Below are 16,134 nucleotides of genomic sequence, written 5' to 3'. Positions count from 1 at the left end.
ATCATGAGCAGCAGCTACACAATCGACGATCTCAGGAAGGATGTTGCCGAAGGGCGCATCGACACGGTTCTGGCCTGCCAGGTGGACATGCAGGGCCGGCTGATGGGCAAGCGTTTCCAGGCGGAATATTTCGTCGAGAGTGCCTGGAAGGAAACGCACAGCTGCAACTACCTGATCGCCACCGACATGGAGATGGAGACCGTCTCCGGCTACAAGGCGACGAGTTGGGAGAAGGGCTACGGCGACTACACGATGAAGCCGGATCTGGCGACGCTGCGTCGTATTCCCTGGCTCGAAGGCACCGCGTTGGTGCTCTGCGACGTGCTCGACCATCATACGCATGAGGAGGTCGCCCACTCGCCGCGCGCGATCCTGAAAAAGCAGGTGAAGCGGCTCGAGGATATGGGCATGAAGGCCTACATGGCCTCCGAGCTCGAATTCTTCCTGTTCGACCAGAGCTACGAGGCGGCGCAGGCTTCCGGCTACCGCAACCTCAAGCTCGCCAGCGCCTATAACGAGGACTACCACATCTTCCAGACCACCAAGGAGGAAGAGGTGATGCGGGCGATCCGCACCGGGCTGCAGGGCGCCGGCATCCCGGTCGAAAACTCCAAGGGCGAGGCTTCGGCCGGCCAGGAGGAGATCAACGTGCGCTACGCCGATGCGCTCGCCATGGCCGACCGGCACGCGATCATCAAGAACGGCTGCAAGGAGATTGCCTGGTCGAAGGGCAAAGCCATCACTTTCCTCGCCAAGTGGAACTACAATGCTGCCGGCAGTTCCTCGCATATCCACCAGTCGCTCTGGAGCCTGGAGGAAAAGCCGCTGTTCTTCGACCATACCGGCAAATACGGCATGTCGCCGCTGATGCACAATTACGTCGCCGGGCTTCTCGCCCATGCGAGCGAGATCACCTATTTCCTGGCGCCCTACATCAACTCCTACAAACGCTTCATGGCCGGCACATTTGCGCCGACCAAGGCGATCTGGAGCAAGGACAACCGTACCGCTGGGTACCGGCTCTGCGGTGAGGAGACCAAGGGAATCCGTATCGAGTGCCGCGTCGGCGGCTCCGATCTAAATCCTTATCTCGCCTTCGCCGCGCTGCTTGCCGCCGGCATCGACGGGATCGAGAACAAGCTCGAACTCGAAGCCCCCTTCGTCGGCGACGCCTATGGCGGCAAGGGTGTCCGCGAAATCCCGCGTACGCTGCGTGCGGCCACGACTGAAATGACGGAATCGGCAATGCTGCGCAAAGCCTTCGGCGACGACGTGATCGACCATTACACCCGCGCTGCCGAATGGGAGCAGGAAGAATACGATCGCCGCATCACCGACTGGGAAGTGGCGCGCGGTTTCGAAAGAGCTTAATAGGCATTTGCGGGTTGCTTGCCTCACCCTAACTCTTTCCCCGGCTGCGGGGAGAGGGACTTGCCACACGGATCGCTTGAGAATTCGGGAAACGGTGCGGCATAGCTCCTTCGCTCCGCGAGCGGGGGTTCGAAGGACGGGTCGAAACCAGTGGCTCGACCCGAGTGCCGGCACGCGGATGAGTGGCTATGGCCCTCACTAATTTTGACGCATACGAGGACAGGAACAGATCATGGCAATGATCCAATGCATTTCACCGGTTGACGGTTCGGTCTATGCCGAGCGCGCAGCCCTTTCTCTCGACGCCGCCAAGGACGTGGTGGCGCGCGCCCGCAAGGCGCAGAAGGCCTGGGCGAAACGGCCGCTCGAAGAGCGCGTGCAACTGGTGCTGAAGGGTGCTGCGCGGCTGAACGAGATGTCCGACGTCGTCGTGCCCGAGCTTGCCTGGCAAATGGGCCGGCCGGTCAAATATGGCGGCGAATACAAGGGCTTCAACGAGCGTTCCAACTATGTCGCCTCGATCGCCGCGGATGCTTTGGCGCCTGTCGTCGTCGAGGAGAGCGAGCGTTTCGAGCGCCGCATCGAGCGCGAGGCGCATGGTGTCGTCTTCGTCGTCGCGCCGTGGAATTATCCCTATATGACGGCGATCAACACGATCGCGCCGGCGTTGATGGCCGGCAATACCGTGGTGCTGAAACATGCTTCGCAGACGCTGCTGGTCGGTGAGCGGCTGGTGCAGGCCTTCATCGAGGCCGGCGTTCCCGAGGATGTGTTCCAGAACGTCTTTCTCGACCATGAAACGACGTCGGCGCTGATTGCCGCCGGCAGCTTCAATTTCGTCAACTTCACCGGATCGGTCGAAGGCGGGCGGTCAATGGAGCGGGCCGCCGCCGGCACCTTCACCGGTCTCGGCCTCGAGCTCGGCGGCAAGGATCCGGGTTATGTCATGGAGGACGCCGATCTCGAAGCTGCCGTCGACACGCTGATGGACGGCGCGACCTACAATTCCGGCCAGTGCTGCTGCGGCATCGAGCGCATCTACGTGCATGAATCGCTCTATGACGCCTTCGTCGAGAAGTCGGTTGCCTGGGTGTCGAATTACAAGCTCGGCAATCCGCTCGATCCCGATACGTCGCTCGGGCCGATGGCGCATAAGCGCTTCGCCAAGGTGGTGCGCGAGCAGATCGCCGATGCCGTTTCCAAGGGCGCCAAAGCGCTTGTCGATCCAAAGCTTTTCCCCCAGGATGACGGCGGCGCCTATCTTGCACCGCAGATTCTCGTCGACGTCGACCACTCCATGGCCTTCATGCGCGAAGAGACTTTCGGTCCGGCGGTCGGCATCATGAAGGTGAAGAGCGATGAGGAGGCACTCGCTTTGATGAACGACAGCCAGTACGGGCTGACGGCCTCGCTCTGGACCAAAGATGTCGAGCGGGCAGGGCGGCTCGGCCGCGAGATCGAAACCGGCACCGTTTTCATGAACCGCGCGGACTATCTCGACCCGGCGCTTTGCTGGACCGGCGTCAAGGAGACCGGCCGCGGCGGCTCGCTGTCGATCATCGGCTTCCAAAATCTGACGCGCCCGAAATCCTTCCATCTGAAGAAAGTCACAGCATGAGCAGCAACATCACCGCAAACTGGAGCTATCCGACATCGGTCAAGCTCGGCCGGGGCCGCATCGCGGAACTGGCCGACGCCTGCAAGAGCCTCGGCATCAAGAAGCCGCTGCTCGTCACCGACCGCGGCCTCGCCTCGATGGCGATCACCAAGACTGCGCTCGATATCCTCGAAGATGCCGGTCTCGGCCGGGCGATCTTCGCCGATGTCGATCCGAACCCGAACGAGAAGAACCTCGAAGCTGGCGTCAGGGCCTTCAAGGACGGCGGCCATGACGGCGTCGTCGCGTTCGGTGGTGGCTCCGGCCTCGATCTGGGCAAGTGCGTCGCCTTCATGGCCGGCCAGACGCGGCCGGTTTGGGACTTCGAAGATATCGGCGACTGGTGGACGCGTGCGAGCCTTGAGGGCATCGCCCCGATCGTCGCGGTGCCGACAACGGCAGGCACCGGTTCGGAAGTCGGGCGCGCCAGCGTCATTACCAATTCCGAAACCCATGTGAAGAAGATCATCTTCCATCCGAAATTCCTGCCTGGCGTTGTCATCTCCGATCCGGAACTGACGGTCGGCATGCCGAAGATCATCACGGCCGGCACCGGCATGGATGCCTTCGCTCATTGCCTGGAGGCCTATTCCTCGCCCTTCTATCACCCGATGTCGGCCGGCATCGCGCTCGAAGGCATGCGTCTCGTCAAGGAATTCCTGCCGCGCGCCTATCGGGAAGGCACCGATCTGGAAGCCCGCGCCAACATGATGGCGGCGGCTGCCATGGGTGCGGTCGCCTTCCAGAAGGGGCTCGGCGCCATCCACGCGCTATCGCACCCGATCGGCGCCGTCTACAACACCCATCACGGCATGACCAATGCGGTGGTGATGCCGGCGGTGCTGCGCTTCAACCGCAAGGCGATCGAGGAGAAGATCGGCCGCGCCGCCGCCTATCTCGGCATCTCGGGCGGTTTCGACGGGTTCTACGACTATGTGCTGAAGCTCCGCTCCGAACTCGGGGTGCCGGAGACGCTGTCGGCGATGGGAATCGCTGCCGACCGCATCGATGAATTGTCGGCCATGGCGATCGAAGATCCGAGTGCGGGCGGCAACCCGGTTGCAATGACGCTCGAAAATACCAAGGTCCTTTTCAGGGATTGCTTCTGACAACATAAGAGCGGACCTACTAACTGGCCTGGAGAACCTCGGTTTTCCGGGCTTTTTTCGTTGCCGCGATATCCCTAGTTTTAGGGATGTGAAAAATACTGGCTGCAATTTCGCCGCGCGTGTTTCCAATTTGTTAACCATGATTAGAAAGGATGGATTAACCGCACGATGCTCCGAGGGTGCGTAAAAGAGCGATATCGGCTCGCACCATTTCCTTCCGAGGACCGAACATGCCTGTCATCACATTCGCAAATACCAAGGGCGGCGCCGGCAAGACGACCGCTGTTCTCCTGCTCGCGACCGAGCTTGCCCGCAAAGGCTATCGCGTCACCATCCTCGACGCCGACCCGCAGCACTGGATTTCGCGCTGGCACGAGATCTCTGGTCATGTGGCTAATCTTTCGGTCATCGATTTCGTGACAACCGCCTCGCTGCCGCTGCATATCAGCGAGAACAAGCACAATACCGACTATTTCATCGTCGACCTGCCGGGTGCGCGCAATCCGCTGCTTGCCACAGCTGTCGGCCTTTCCGACCACGTGCTGATCCCGATCCAGGGCTGTGCCATGGATGCGCGCGGTGGCGCGCAGGTGCTCGAACTGCTGCAGTATCTGGATGAAAAGGCCGGCATCAAGATCGGCCATTCGGTGGTGCTCACCCGCGTCAACTCGATGGTAACGACGCGGGCGCTGCAAGTCGTCAAGTCGCTGCTCAGCGAGCGGCATGTGCCGGTACTCGATACGGCTATCATCGAACGCTCCGCCTTCCGCGACATCTTCGACTGTGGCGGCACCCTGCACACGATTGATCCCACGCGCGTCAGCAATCTCGACAAGGCCCGGGAAAACGCCACCTGTTTTGCCGAGGAAATGATGCGCAAACTGCCGGTGAGGCTGGTGGCATCCGCCCGTGTGACGAACCCGATGGTCCGCTCGGCCGCCTGAACATCTCTCACATGAAACGACAAGGCCGCCGGAGCGATGCGGCGGCCTTGTCGTTTCTATCGCGAGAATGATTTCAGTCGACGAATTCGACCGTCACTCCCGGCTTGACCATCTTGGCAAGCTCTGTCGCATCCCAGTTGGTCAGACGGATGCAGCCGTGGCTCTGGGTGCGGCCGATCTTCGAGGGTTCGGGCGTGCCGTGAATGCCGTATGTCGGCTTGGAAAGCGCCATCCAGACTGTGCCGACGGGGCCGTTCGGGCCGGGCGGGATGTTGAGGATCTTGTCGTTGGCACCCTGCTGGAAATTGATCTTCGGATTATAGGTATAACCGGGATTGAGGGCGACACGCTCGACATTTACCAAGCCCGACGGAGAGGGGGTGTCGGTGGAGCCGATCGATGCCGGATAGGCGGCGAGGAGATTGCCGGCGCCGTCATAGGCGAAGACCTGCTTGCGGCCCTTGTCGGCGATGATGCGGGCAACTTCACCGCTCTTCGGCTCGCCCGGATTGACGACCTTGATGACGGTGCCTGCAACTGTGAAATCGGCACCGGGGTTCATCTCCTTGAGAAAGGCCTCATCCATGTGGAAGCGTTCGGCCAGCATTTCGGTGGTCGAGGTGTAGGCGAGCGACGGTAGCAGCGCCTTGTGCGAATAATCTTCCGGGATCTCAGCGACGAAGGGGCCAGCAGCATCGGCCGGCGTGATCGTGTAGCTGATGACGGGCAGGCCGCCGTTCATGCGCAGCTCTTCCAGAATGGCATCGGTGTCGTTGGGATCGAGCTTCGAGCCGGTCATCTGGTCATAGGCATAGATCCCCTTGGTGACGTTCGAGCCCATATGGCCGTCGATGACGCCGGGAGAGATGCCGGCGCGATCGAGGAAGACCTGCAATGCGACGATCTCGGGCTTCGACTTGTTCTTCAGCGTGATGACGGGCTCATCGGGTGCGGCGTTCGGCTGGTCGGCGGGCGGGATCTGCTGGTCCGGGTCGATCGAGGCATAATCGTCGCTAGGCTGCGGATTGCCGATGCTGTTATCATCGGGATAGGGCTGCTCACCGAGCGGCCGGCGTTCGATCTCGGCATCGCGCGGAATGCCGCCGGTGACGGCGCCGCGCTCTGAATAACGTGTATCGCCATCGGGATTGTTGTCGGAATAATAGGGGTCGTTGCCATACTGGTCGTTATAGACCTCCCGCGGTCCCGGCCGCGGCGGATAGTAGCCCCGCGCGCGCATCTCGGTGGCGACGACATTGCCGTAGCCGTCGATCAACACGCGATTGCCGCTACGGTCCCGGGCGTAGATATAGCCAGCTGGAACATAGTCGAGGATTTCGCCGCTCGGCGTCACAAGCACGATATCGCTCTGGCGGCGATCGCGGAACTGCTGCGCGCCTGCCTCCGGCGCTGCAGCCGCAAGGGCAGCCAGGACGGCCGCGAAGCAAAATGCCGACTTCAAAAAGCGATTCACGTCTCATACCTCGAACAGTGACTGGGCAGACACACACATGCCAATTTTGACGCTAGTGTGGAATTTATGAAACCGTGCTGAACAAAATATGAAAATCACTAAGATTTCCTTTTACTCATAAACGTTTGCGTCCTTGTGTCAGTTCCGCAAAATCCATGGTTGCTGCAAAAGCACAAGATGGAGGCGACGCCGATTGACGAATGGCGACGCGAAACCTAACGCTAGCGCATCCTGCTTTCCGAAAATCGGATTGGATTTTCGGAAAGCAGGATGCGTCGATTCAAAGTGTTAGAGCGTCCTTTGTGCGTCCGAAAGAACGCACGGCGCTCTAAGGGCTGATTGTTCCCCGAGGAGACCGTGATGATCGAATTTGCCGCCGCAAGCGGGCCGCGCCTGATGCTGGACGAAACATCGGTGCTGGATATCGGCGGATGCATCGTCGACGGTGTCGACATCGCGCCGAAACGCGCCATTCCCGACGACGGTGATGCGCGAATCGATCACTCGCTCGAAGGCTTTCTCTTCACCTGCGGCCCGGATCATATCCGCCACCGCCAGCCAATTCCCGGTCGGGATGACGGCAAGGTCTATCCGCTGCACGGATCGGCCTCCGGCCATGCGGCAAAAGTGCTATGGACGAAGTTCGAGAATGGCCATGCCGAATGCCGCGCCGATATCGACATCACCACCGTCGAAGGACTGCCACAGCGCATCGAGCGGCTGTGGCGGATCGATGGGGCGACCGGCGAAGTGCGGCTTGAGGACCGGGTCGTCAATACGAGCGATCGGACGGTGCCGACCTTCCTGATGTACCACATGAACACCGGCGGCAAATGGCTGGACGAGGGCACGCGGCTTGAAGGCCGGATGCTGGAGAATGGCGGTTTCCCCTGGGCGTTCGGCGAGGAGCCTGGCGGCATCTTCTGCGTTGCGGCGCCGGCTGCGGAGGAGGGTTTCGCAGAGGTTCGCCTCGGATCGATCGCCGCGATCGGCGGCAGGACGCTGCGCGTGCGCTTCCGCGCCGACACGCTGCCCCATCTGCAGGTCTGGCGAAACCAGAAGGCGCCGGCCCATATCATCGGTATCGAGCCGGTGTCGCATCGCTGGATATCGCGCGACGAGCTTCAGGCAGCCGGTGAGTTCAACATGCTGGCGCCCGGCGAGAGCCGCAGCTATGCGCTGACCTTTGCCTTCCTGTGAGCGAAGTGTTGTTGACGCTGGCAGACCTCCGTCGTAGACCTTCAGCCCACGATTTTTGAGGAGACAAGACGATGGATATTCGCCAGATCGACGATGAATATTCGGTTTCGGGCCAGATCACGCTGGAGGAGCTCGACGAGATCAAGGCGCTGGGGTTCAAATCGATCGTCTGTCACCGTCCAGACCACGAAAGTCCCGACCAGACGTCGTTCTCCGTCATCGAGGCGCGCGCCAAGGAGCTTGGCCTCGAGATCGCCCATGTGCCGGTTGGACCGATGGGCGTGACCGAGGAAGCCGTGCAGGGCATGGTCGACGCGCTCGATGAATTCCCGCGGCCGATGCTCGGTTATTGCCGCTCCGGCGCACGCTCGACGGCGATCTACCAGAAGACCCACCATATCCGTAATTGAACCCCGTGCGGGTGCCGATTTTCCGGCGTTGAACCTCAGCGCCTTCACCTTCCATTCACTCAGGAGACTATAATGAGCATCAAGCGTATCGACGTCGGCTCGCGCATGAGCGGCGCCGTCATTCACGGCAACACGGTCTATCTCGCAGGCCAAGTCGGCGAGGGCGAAAGCGTCACCGATCAGTGCAAGTCATCGCTTGCCGAAGTCGACCGCCTGCTGGCTGCATCAGGCAGCAGCAAGTCGAAGATCCTGCAGACGATCATCTACCTCTCCGATATCGCCGATTTCGCCGAGATGAACGCCGTCTGGGAAGGCTGGATCGATCCAGCCAACCCGCCGGCCCGCGCCACCAGCGAAGCCAAGCTCGCTGCGCCGAAATACAAGGTCGAGTTCATCATTACCGCGGCCCTCGACTAAGGTCGTACCATTCCGATTGCCTGAAGCCGGTGAGCACTGCGCGTGCTCACCGGCTTTTTGTTTGTGCGATTTCGGAGAGCGTGCGTGTCGGTGTGATCGCTTCAGGATCGAGCTTGACCTCGATGATTGCCGGCTTGCCGCTGGCGCGTGCCCGCTCGAAGGCCGGGGCGAAATCCGCTGTCGTCTCCACCRTCTCGCCGTGGCCGCCATAGGCGCGGGCAAGGGCCGCGAAGTCGGGATTGGTCAGATCGGTGCTGCTGACGCGGCCGGGATACTCGCGCTCCTGATGCATGCGGATCGTGCCCATTGACCCGGAGGTGGGGGCGGCTTGGGTGTTGAAGCGGCGAAAACGATGGAAGCGGTGCACCCAGGTGGCGTAGTTGCCCGCGCCATTGGTGAAGATCGTCTCCGGCCCGGTATTGGCCTCCAGCCATTCCATGATCGGCCCCATCTGGACAGCGCCGGGACCACTCGAGGGTGGTTTCGACCAGGTGAGATAGGCCTGATGCAGGCGGGCGGTGCGCTCCGCCCAGAGCGGTTCGGCCGGCGCTTCCAGATCGGCGAGTGCGGCGACGAAATCGGCAGGTGCCGCGCAGATGGCAAGATCCGGACGGTAGACGCGGCCGAGCTCGGAAGGGTCGGGATGGATATGCACCAGCGATTGCTGGGGGTAGGGGATATCGATCAGCGTATAGGACGAGGACGGCATTTCCGACATGCGGCTGCCAAGCAGGATCAGCAGGTCGCTCTCCCTGATCTCCTTTGCCAGCGCCGGATTGATGCCGATGCCGACATCGCCGGCGTAGCAGGGATGGAGATGATCGAACAGCATCTGCCGGCGAAAGGAGCAGCCGACAGGCAGGTGAAAACGTTCGGCGAAGCTCTGAAAATCGGCGACCGCATCGGCATCCCAGCGCGTACCGCCAAGGATTACCATTGGCCGCTCGGCCTTCAGCAGTCTTACATAGAGATCGTCGACCTGGCGGCGGCCGGGATGGGCCTCGACGGTGGCATAGTGCCTGGCGCGGGGTGCTTCGACCTCATCGCGCAGCATGTCCTCCGGCAGCGTCAGCACCACAGGGCCGGGACGGCCGGAAGTTGCGACCGCAAAGGCGCGGGTGACGAATTCGGGAATACGGGCGGCATCGTCGATCTCGCCCACCCATTTGGCGAATTCGGTGAAGGCGCGGCGGAACTCGACCTCCTGGAAGGCCTCGCGCTCACGTGCTTCGCGCTGCACCTGGCCGATAAACAGGATCATCGGGATCGAGTCCTGCTTAGCGATATGCAGGCCGGCGGAGGCGTTGGTGGCGCCGGGGCCGCGGGTCACCATGCAGATGCCGGGTTCGCCGGTCAGCCTGCCCCAACAATCCGCCATCATCGCCGCTCCGCCCTCCTGGCGGCAGACAAGGACGTCGATATCGCTGTCGCGCAACGCGTCGAGCACGGCGAGGAAGCTCTCGCCGGGCACGCAGGAGAGACGCTTGACGCCGTTCGCCTTCAGCGCCTCGACGATCAGTTCTCCGCCCGTCTTCTTCATGACAATGCCTTCTTCATGACGATGCCTTCCTCTCGCGCTCGRCGAGTTCCGCCAGAATTTCTGCCTGGTGTTCGCCGAGACGCGGGCTCGGCCTGATATAACGCAGCGGCGTCTCCGACAGCACCACGGGCGTCCTGACACCGGGGATCACGGTGCCGGCGGCATCCGCAAGGTCGATGCGCAGGCCGCGGGCCTGCACCTGCGGATGGGCGAACATTTCCTCGATCGTGTTGATTGCGCCTGATGGAACTGAATTCTCCTCGCAGGCCTTCAGCAGATCCGCCTTCTGCCACTTCAGCGTCTCGGTGGAGATGAGGCGGCGCACCTCGGCGCGATTGCCGACGCGGGCCTTGTTGGTGGCGAAACGCTCGTCGCCGGCGATGGCCTCCAGGCCGAGGATGCTGCAGAGGCGACGGAACTGGCCGTCGTTTCCAACTGCGAGGATGAGGTACCCGTCCGCCGTCGGCACGACCTCATAGGGCGAGATATTGGGGTGGGCATTGCCGAGGCGGGTCGGTGCCTCGCCGGAAACCAGGTAATTCATGTTCTGATTGGCGAGCACCGCCGATTGCACGTCGAGCAGGGCCATGTCGACCAACTGGCCTTGACCTGACTTCAATGCGTGGATCAGGGCGGCTTCGATCGCCGAGACGGCATAGATGCCGGTGAAGATATCGGCGATGGCGACGCCTGCCTTCATCGGCTGGCCGCCTGGTTCACCAGTGATCGACATGAAGCCGGACATGCCCTGGACGATATAATCGTAGCCGGCGAGGCTGGCATAAGGGCCGTCCTGGCCGAAGCCGGTGATCGAGCAATAGACGAGCTTCGGGTTCACCTTGCGCAGGCTGTCGTAATCGAGGCCGTATTTGACGAGGCCGCCGACTTTGAAATTCTCGATCACCACATCGGCGGTGGAGACGAGGCGGCGGACGAGATCCTGGCCTTCGGCGCTCTTCAGGTCGGCGGTGACGGAGCGTTTGCCGCGATTGGCGGCGTGATAATAGGCGGCCGAGAGATTTTCGCCATCGGCGCCCTCGACGAAGGGCGGCCCCCATTGGCGCGTATCGTCGCCGCCATCGGGATTTTCGACCTTGATCACGTCGGCGCCGAGATCGGCAAGCATCTGTCCCGCCCAGGGGCCGGCGAGCACGCGGGCAAGCTCGATCACCCGGATGCCGGCAAGCGGCGGCTCTTTGGTCACGGTCTCTGTCATGTTCCTCCCGGCAATATCTACGGCGCCAGCGTCACCTCAGATGTATCGGATACAGGCTTTGAAGCAAAGCGGCGCTCGCGCCAGAGGATGTAGAAGCCCGCTGCCACGATGATGGCAATGCCCAGCCATTTGACGGCATCCGGAAAGTCACCGAAGACCAGCCAGGCGAAGATCGTTGCCGAAACGATCTCCAAATATTGCAGCGGCGCCAGCGTCGAGGCCGGTGCTGCGCGATAGGCGTAGACGCCGAGGATGCCGGTGATTGCGGCCATGGCGCCGACGCCGGCGACATAGAACCAGGCGCGGCCTTCCGGCATGACGGGATCGAAGAGGTCGGAGCCGGTTCCCTGACCCAGGAAAAGCAGGACGGCACAGAAGAGCAAGCCCCAGATGCTCATCTGGAACTGCATCGACCAGGGGTCTTCCCTGTGCGAGAGGGCGCGAGTCATCAGCACGAAGATCGCGATGCAAAGAGCACTGACGACAGGTAGAAGCGCGATGTAGCCGACCTCTTCGAAACTCGGCTGGATGATCAGCATCGCCCCGAAGAAGCCGACGCCGCAGGCGGTATAGCGCCGCCAGCCGATCGTCTCCTTGAGGAAGATGCCGCCGAGGATCGTCACCATGATCGGCTCTACGAAGAAGATCGCGATCGCGTCGGCGACCGCCATATATTTCAGCGTGGTGACGAAGGAGATCATCGAGACGGTAATGATCCCGCCGCGGATGGCATGGAACAGGCTCTGGCGCCAGGAGAATTCGGCGAAGCTGCGCCGCCATATCACGATCGGCAGCATGCAGAGCGCTTGGACGACGAAGCGACCGGCGGTGATCTCGCCGGATGGCACGGTCGTGATTGCAAGCTTGGCGAAAATATCGATGAGCGGCGACACCATCACCGAGAGGAACATCAGCACAAGCCCCGTCATCACGTCGGAGGTGGATGATACGGGTCGGGTCGGGGTGCTGTTCACGATAAAATCCTTGTCACTCAGGATATTGGTCGCTCAGGATCTTGCGACCGCCCGTCGCACCAGTCGGCGAAGGCTGCGATCGCCGCATCCGCGCCGATCTCGTTCAGCGTTTCGTGTCGCACGTCCTGATATATCTGAGTGCTGATACGAGAGAAGCCCCGGCCTTTCAAATGGTTTGACAGCCAGAGCACCGCTTTTCCCCGCTCCGTCGCCGGGTCCTCTCCGCCGCCGACGAGATGGATCGGCAAGTCCCGCGGCAGCCGATCGAGATGGATCTTTTGCGGCGCGCGGAAGGTCAGCTCGAAGAGATCGAGCCAGAGAGAGACTGAGGCGTCGAAGCCGCAGAGCGGATCGGCGACATATTTGTCGACTTCATCAGGACGACGCGACAGCCAGTCGAACTCGGTGCGGCGGCCGGCAATGGATTTGCCCCAGGCGCCGAAGGTGAGCTTCGGCAGCAGGCCGCTTGGCACGTCGGAGCCCTTCAGCATGCGCTCGGCAAGCAGGATCGCCTGGGCGGCGCGGCCGGCAAGGCCGACGGCGAAATTCGAATTCCAGACGGCGACAGCATCGAAGTCGGCCGGAGCCGTGACGGCTGCATTGAGGGCGATGAGGCCGCCCATCGAATGGCCGAAGAGGGTCACCGGCAGACCGGGATGGCGGGAGACCGCGTGGCCGCGCATGGCGATGACGTCGCCGATCACCCTTTTGACCCCGCCGCGTCGGGCAAAGCGGCCGATCGGCGCATCGGGTGCCGTCGTCTCGCCGTGGCCGCGATGATCGTGGGCATAGACGTGATATCCGTGCACCGCCATCGCCTCGGCAAAGGAGCGGTATCGTTTCGAATGTTCGGCCAAGCCATGCGATATCAACAGGATGCCGCGTGCCGGGGTGAGGGCCTCGGCATGGTGATAGGCCAGCGACGCCCCTGGCACGGCGAGCCTTTGCGTTTCAGAAAACATGTGGGTCCTCCCGGCGGCAACAGACCAGATCGCCGGGTAATTGCAACATGGGCATTTGATTATCTGATAACAATTTGCAGCCTTGTTGCGATTCAGGGTTGCGGCCTTTTGATTTTGATGCTTATTTGTTCCTGTATTGTTCTTTTTAGGGGGTTGAAATGAGCAGCATGCAGTTGCGTACCTTGTCGTTCGCCGTGTCGATGGTTGTTGCCGGCGCCGCCGTGGCGCAGGAAGCTGGCGGGCGCACCCGCTTCATTCTGGCGGCGAGCTGGCAGCCGGCCTTTTGCCAGACGAACCAGAAGAAGGCCGAATGCGCAAGCCAGACCGGCGAGCGCCCTGACGCGACGAACTTCTCGTTGCATGGACTCTGGCCGATGCGGGAGGATTATTGCGGCGTAAGCGCCGAGCAGAAGGCCGCCGACAAGGATGGCGACTGGAACAAGCTGCCGGAAGTCACGCTTGCGGCCGAGACGAAGACTGCGCTGACAAAGGCGATGCCCGGCACGCAATCCGGTCTGGAACGGCATGAATGGGTGAAGCATGGCACCTGCACGAAGATGAGTGCCGACGACTATTTCGGCGTCGGCGTGCATCTCGTAAGCGCGCTCAACGCGTCGGCGGTGCGCGATCTTTTCGCTGCCAATATCGGCAAGCCGGTCAAGGCCGACGCGATCAAAGCGGCTTTCGACAAGAGCTTCGGGCCGGGTGCCGGCGATCGTGTCAAGATGAGCTGCCGGCGGGCCGGCAATGTCAGGATGATCAGCGAACTGACGATCGGGCTTTCGGAAGCCGCCGGGGCGGCATCGGCGAAAACTACCGGCCTTGCCGATCTGATCCAGGGCGCTGGAAAAACGTCGTTCGGCTGTGACGAGGGCGTCGTCGACGCTGCGGGCTTTTGACCGGAAATCCTGAGTAAACCGGGTTTGGCGTTGCCCGCAGGCGCTGTTTCGCCTACATAGCGGCACAATCGAAGTTTCCCGCCCGGAGYAGCGCAGCATGGCACGTCAGTTCATCTATCATATGTCCGGCCTCAACAAGGCCTATGGCAACAAGAAGATCCTGGAGAATATCCACCTTTCGTTCTACCCGGATGCCAAGATCGGTATCCTTGGTCCGAACGGCGCGGGTAAATCCACCGTACTGCGCATCATCGCAGGCCAGGACAAGGAGTATACCGGCGAAGCCTGGCTCGCCGAAGGTGCGACCGTCGGCTATCTGGAGCAGGAGCCGCATCTCGATCCCAACAAGACGGTGTTCGAGAACGTCATGGAAGGCGTTGCCTCGAAGACGGCCGTCCTCGATCGTTACAATGAATTGATGATGAACTATTCCGATGAGACGGCGGAAGAGGGCGCCAAGCTTCAGGACGTCATCGACAGCCAGAACCTCTGGGATCTGGAAAGCCAGGTCGAAATGGCGATGGAAGCGCTGCGCTGCCCGCCGCGCGACGCCGAAGTCACCAGCCTTTCGGGTGGTGAGCGTCGCCGTGTCGCGCTCTGCCGCCTGCTGCTTTCGCAGCCGGATCTGCTGCTGCTCGACGAACCGACCAACCACCTGGACGCCGAAACCATTGCCTGGCTCGAAAAGCATCTGCGCGACTATCCGGGCGCCGTGATGATGATTACCCACGATCGCTACTTCCTGGACAACGTCACCGGATGGATCCTCGAACTCGACCGCGGCCGTGGCATTCCTTACGAGGGCAACTATTCGGCCTACCTGCAGGCGAAAGCCAAGCGCATGCTGCAGGAAAGCCGCGAAGATGCATCGCGCCAGAAGGCGATCAGCCGCGAACAGGAATGGATCGCTTCCAGCCCGAAGGCCCGTCAGGCCAAGTCCAAGGCCCGTATCAAGTCCTACGAGCAGCTGGTGGATGCCGCCGAGAAGCAGCGTCCCGGCGACGCGCAGATCATCATCCCGGTCAGCGAGCGCCTCGGCCAGGTGGTCATCGAGATGGACGGCATCACCAAGGGCTTCGAGGGCCGCACGCTGATCAACGACCTGTCGATCAAGCTGCCGCCMGGCGGCATCGTCGGCATCATCGGCCCGAACGGCGCCGGCAAGACGACGCTATTCAGGATGATCACCGGCCAGGAAACGCCGGATGGCGGTTCGATCCGCATCGGCGAAACCGTGCATCTCGGTTATGTCGACCAGAGCCGTGACACCCTTGCGGCCGACAAGACGGTCTGGGAGGAAATTTCCGGCGGCGCCGAAATCATCAAGCTCGGCAAGTTCGACATGAACTCCCGCGCCTATTGTGGCGCCTTCAACTTCAAGGGCGGCGATCAGCAGCAGAAGGTCGGCAATCTCTCCGGTGGTCAGCGCAACCGCGTTCACCTTGCCAAGATGCTGAAGGCCGGCGGCAACGTTCTGCTGCTCGACGAACCGACCAACGACCTCGATACGGAAACGCTGGGTGCCCTGGAAAACGCGCTTGAGAATTTCGCCGGCTGCGCCATCATCATCAGCCATGATCGCATGTTCCTCGACCGTCTGGCGACGCATATTCTCGCTTTCGAAGGCGACGGCCATGTCGAATGGTTCGAAGGCAACTTCGAGGATTATGAACAGGACAAGGTTCGCCGTCTCGGCCCCGACGCCCTCAACCCGGGCAGCCAGGCCCATAAGCGCCTGACACGCTGATTTCACCCATTTTTCGTTTGTGAGAGCCCCGGTTCGCCGGGGCTTTTTCATGTCGGGCTCTGTCGCAATCTGAGCAGGCAATTTCGCGGAGAGAGCGAATTGCCGCTTGCCACTGCTTTTCAAATCACATAAAGATATCTTTATGTCTTGATTGGATCAAAGATGAGCGAACCGTTGAAGCTTGGACTGGATGCGCTGGTGGACGTCTTGAAGG

At 61.6% G+C, this 16,134-nt stretch carries 14 protein-coding genes; 9 read left to right on the top strand and 5 right to left on the bottom strand.

The features are described from left to right. Nucleotides 1-3 precede the first annotated feature (3 nt). The 4 genes from AC1ECN_RS08700 (at nt 4) to AC1ECN_RS08685 (ending at nt 5,081) form a co-directional block, all read left to right on the top strand. A complete protein-coding gene (locus AC1ECN_RS08700) occupies nt 4-1,371 on the top strand; it encodes a glutamine synthetase family protein (protein WP_105006798.1) in 1,368 nt (455 codons plus the stop codon). Nucleotides 1,372-1,603: 232 nt separating this feature from the next. Continuing rightward, the gene (locus AC1ECN_RS08695) at nt 1,604-2,989 is read left to right on the top strand and encodes an aldehyde dehydrogenase family protein (protein ID WP_018074107.1); all 1,386 of its coding nucleotides are present in this window, start codon (nt 1,604-1,606) and stop codon (nt 2,987-2,989) included. Next, nucleotides 2,986-4,137 carry an iron-containing alcohol dehydrogenase gene (locus tag AC1ECN_RS08690; protein ID WP_018074108.1) on the top strand — a complete coding sequence of 384 codons (1,152 nt, stop codon included), beginning with the start codon at nt 2,986-2,988 and terminating at the stop codon, nt 4,135-4,137. The genes AC1ECN_RS08695 and AC1ECN_RS08690 overlap by 4 nt, the downstream gene beginning before the upstream one ends. A 230-nt stretch (nt 4,138-4,367) precedes the next feature. Then, a complete protein-coding gene (locus AC1ECN_RS08685; RefSeq protein WP_018074109.1) occupies nt 4,368-5,081 on the top strand; it encodes a ParA family protein in 714 nt (237 codons plus the stop codon). A gap of 73 nt (nt 5,082-5,154) precedes the next feature. Here the strand turns inward: AC1ECN_RS08685 and AC1ECN_RS08680 are convergent, their stop codons facing one another. Then, nucleotides 5,155-6,555 carry a L,D-transpeptidase gene (locus AC1ECN_RS08680; RefSeq protein WP_018074110.1) on the bottom strand — a complete coding sequence of 467 codons (1,401 nt, stop codon included), beginning with the start codon at nt 6,553-6,555 and terminating at the stop codon, nt 5,155-5,157. Between the two features lie 360 nt (nt 6,556-6,915). Between AC1ECN_RS08680 and AC1ECN_RS08675 the strand changes: the two genes are divergently transcribed. The 3 genes from AC1ECN_RS08675 to AC1ECN_RS08665 all read left to right on the top strand — a co-directional run bounded on the left by AC1ECN_RS08675 (nt 6,916) and on the right by AC1ECN_RS08665 (nt 8,582). Continuing rightward, entirely contained in the window at nt 6,916-7,755 is an 840-nt protein-coding gene (locus AC1ECN_RS08675; protein ID WP_130661965.1) for an aldose 1-epimerase family protein, read from the top strand. A gap of 71 nt (nt 7,756-7,826) precedes the next feature. After that, entirely contained in the window at nt 7,827-8,165 is a 339-nt protein-coding gene (locus tag AC1ECN_RS08670) for a protein tyrosine phosphatase family protein (RefSeq protein WP_018074112.1), read from the top strand. A gap of 72 nt (nt 8,166-8,237) precedes the next feature. Further along, a complete protein-coding gene (locus AC1ECN_RS08665; protein ID WP_018446572.1) occupies nt 8,238-8,582 on the top strand; it encodes a RidA family protein in 345 nt (114 codons plus the stop codon). Nucleotides 8,583-8,628: 46 nt separating this feature from the next. Here AC1ECN_RS08665 and AC1ECN_RS08660 read toward each other — a convergent pair whose 3' ends face one another. Genes AC1ECN_RS08660 through AC1ECN_RS08645 form a run of 4 tightly spaced genes read right to left on the bottom strand, consistent with a single transcriptional unit; the run spans nt 8,629 to nt 13,274 of the window. Then, complete coding sequence (locus tag AC1ECN_RS08660) at nt 8,629-10,122, bottom strand: thiamine pyrophosphate-binding protein (protein WP_477952735.1); 1,494 nt, start codon at nt 10,120-10,122, stop codon at nt 8,629-8,631. 13 nt (nt 10,123-10,135) lie between these two features. Then, complete coding sequence (caiB, locus tag AC1ECN_RS08655; RefSeq protein WP_477952734.1) at nt 10,136-11,338, bottom strand: succinate--glutarate CoA-transferase; 1,203 nt, start codon at nt 11,336-11,338, stop codon at nt 10,136-10,138. 17 nt (nt 11,339-11,355) lie between these two features. Further along, nucleotides 11,356-12,312: a DMT family transporter gene (locus AC1ECN_RS08650; RefSeq protein ID WP_130661962.1), complete on the bottom strand. Its 957-nt coding sequence runs from the start codon at nt 12,310-12,312 to the stop codon at nt 11,356-11,358. Nucleotides 12,313-12,329: 17 nt separating this feature from the next. Then, nucleotides 12,330-13,274: an alpha/beta fold hydrolase gene (locus AC1ECN_RS08645; protein WP_130655911.1), complete on the bottom strand. Its 945-nt coding sequence runs from the start codon at nt 13,272-13,274 to the stop codon at nt 12,330-12,332. A gap of 158 nt (nt 13,275-13,432) precedes the next feature. Here AC1ECN_RS08645 and AC1ECN_RS08640 point away from each other — a divergent pair, with 158 nt between their 5' ends. Both AC1ECN_RS08640 and ettA read left to right on the top strand, forming a co-directional pair. Continuing rightward, nucleotides 13,433-14,173 carry a ribonuclease T2 family protein gene (locus tag AC1ECN_RS08640; RefSeq protein ID WP_018074119.1) on the top strand — a complete coding sequence of 247 codons (741 nt, stop codon included), beginning with the start codon at nt 13,433-13,435 and terminating at the stop codon, nt 14,171-14,173. A 97-nt stretch (nt 14,174-14,270) separates the two neighbouring features. After that, complete coding sequence (ettA, locus tag AC1ECN_RS08635; RefSeq protein WP_011652822.1) at nt 14,271-15,920, top strand: energy-dependent translational throttle protein EttA; 1,650 nt, start codon at nt 14,271-14,273, stop codon at nt 15,918-15,920. The last annotated feature ends 214 nt before the right edge of the window (nt 15,921-16,134 follow it).

The organism is Rhizobium sp. 01N447_2 (assembly GCF_056399245.1).
The sequence above is the reverse complement of the archived record's forward strand: the minus strand, read 5'-3'. Positions and strand labels throughout refer to the sequence as shown.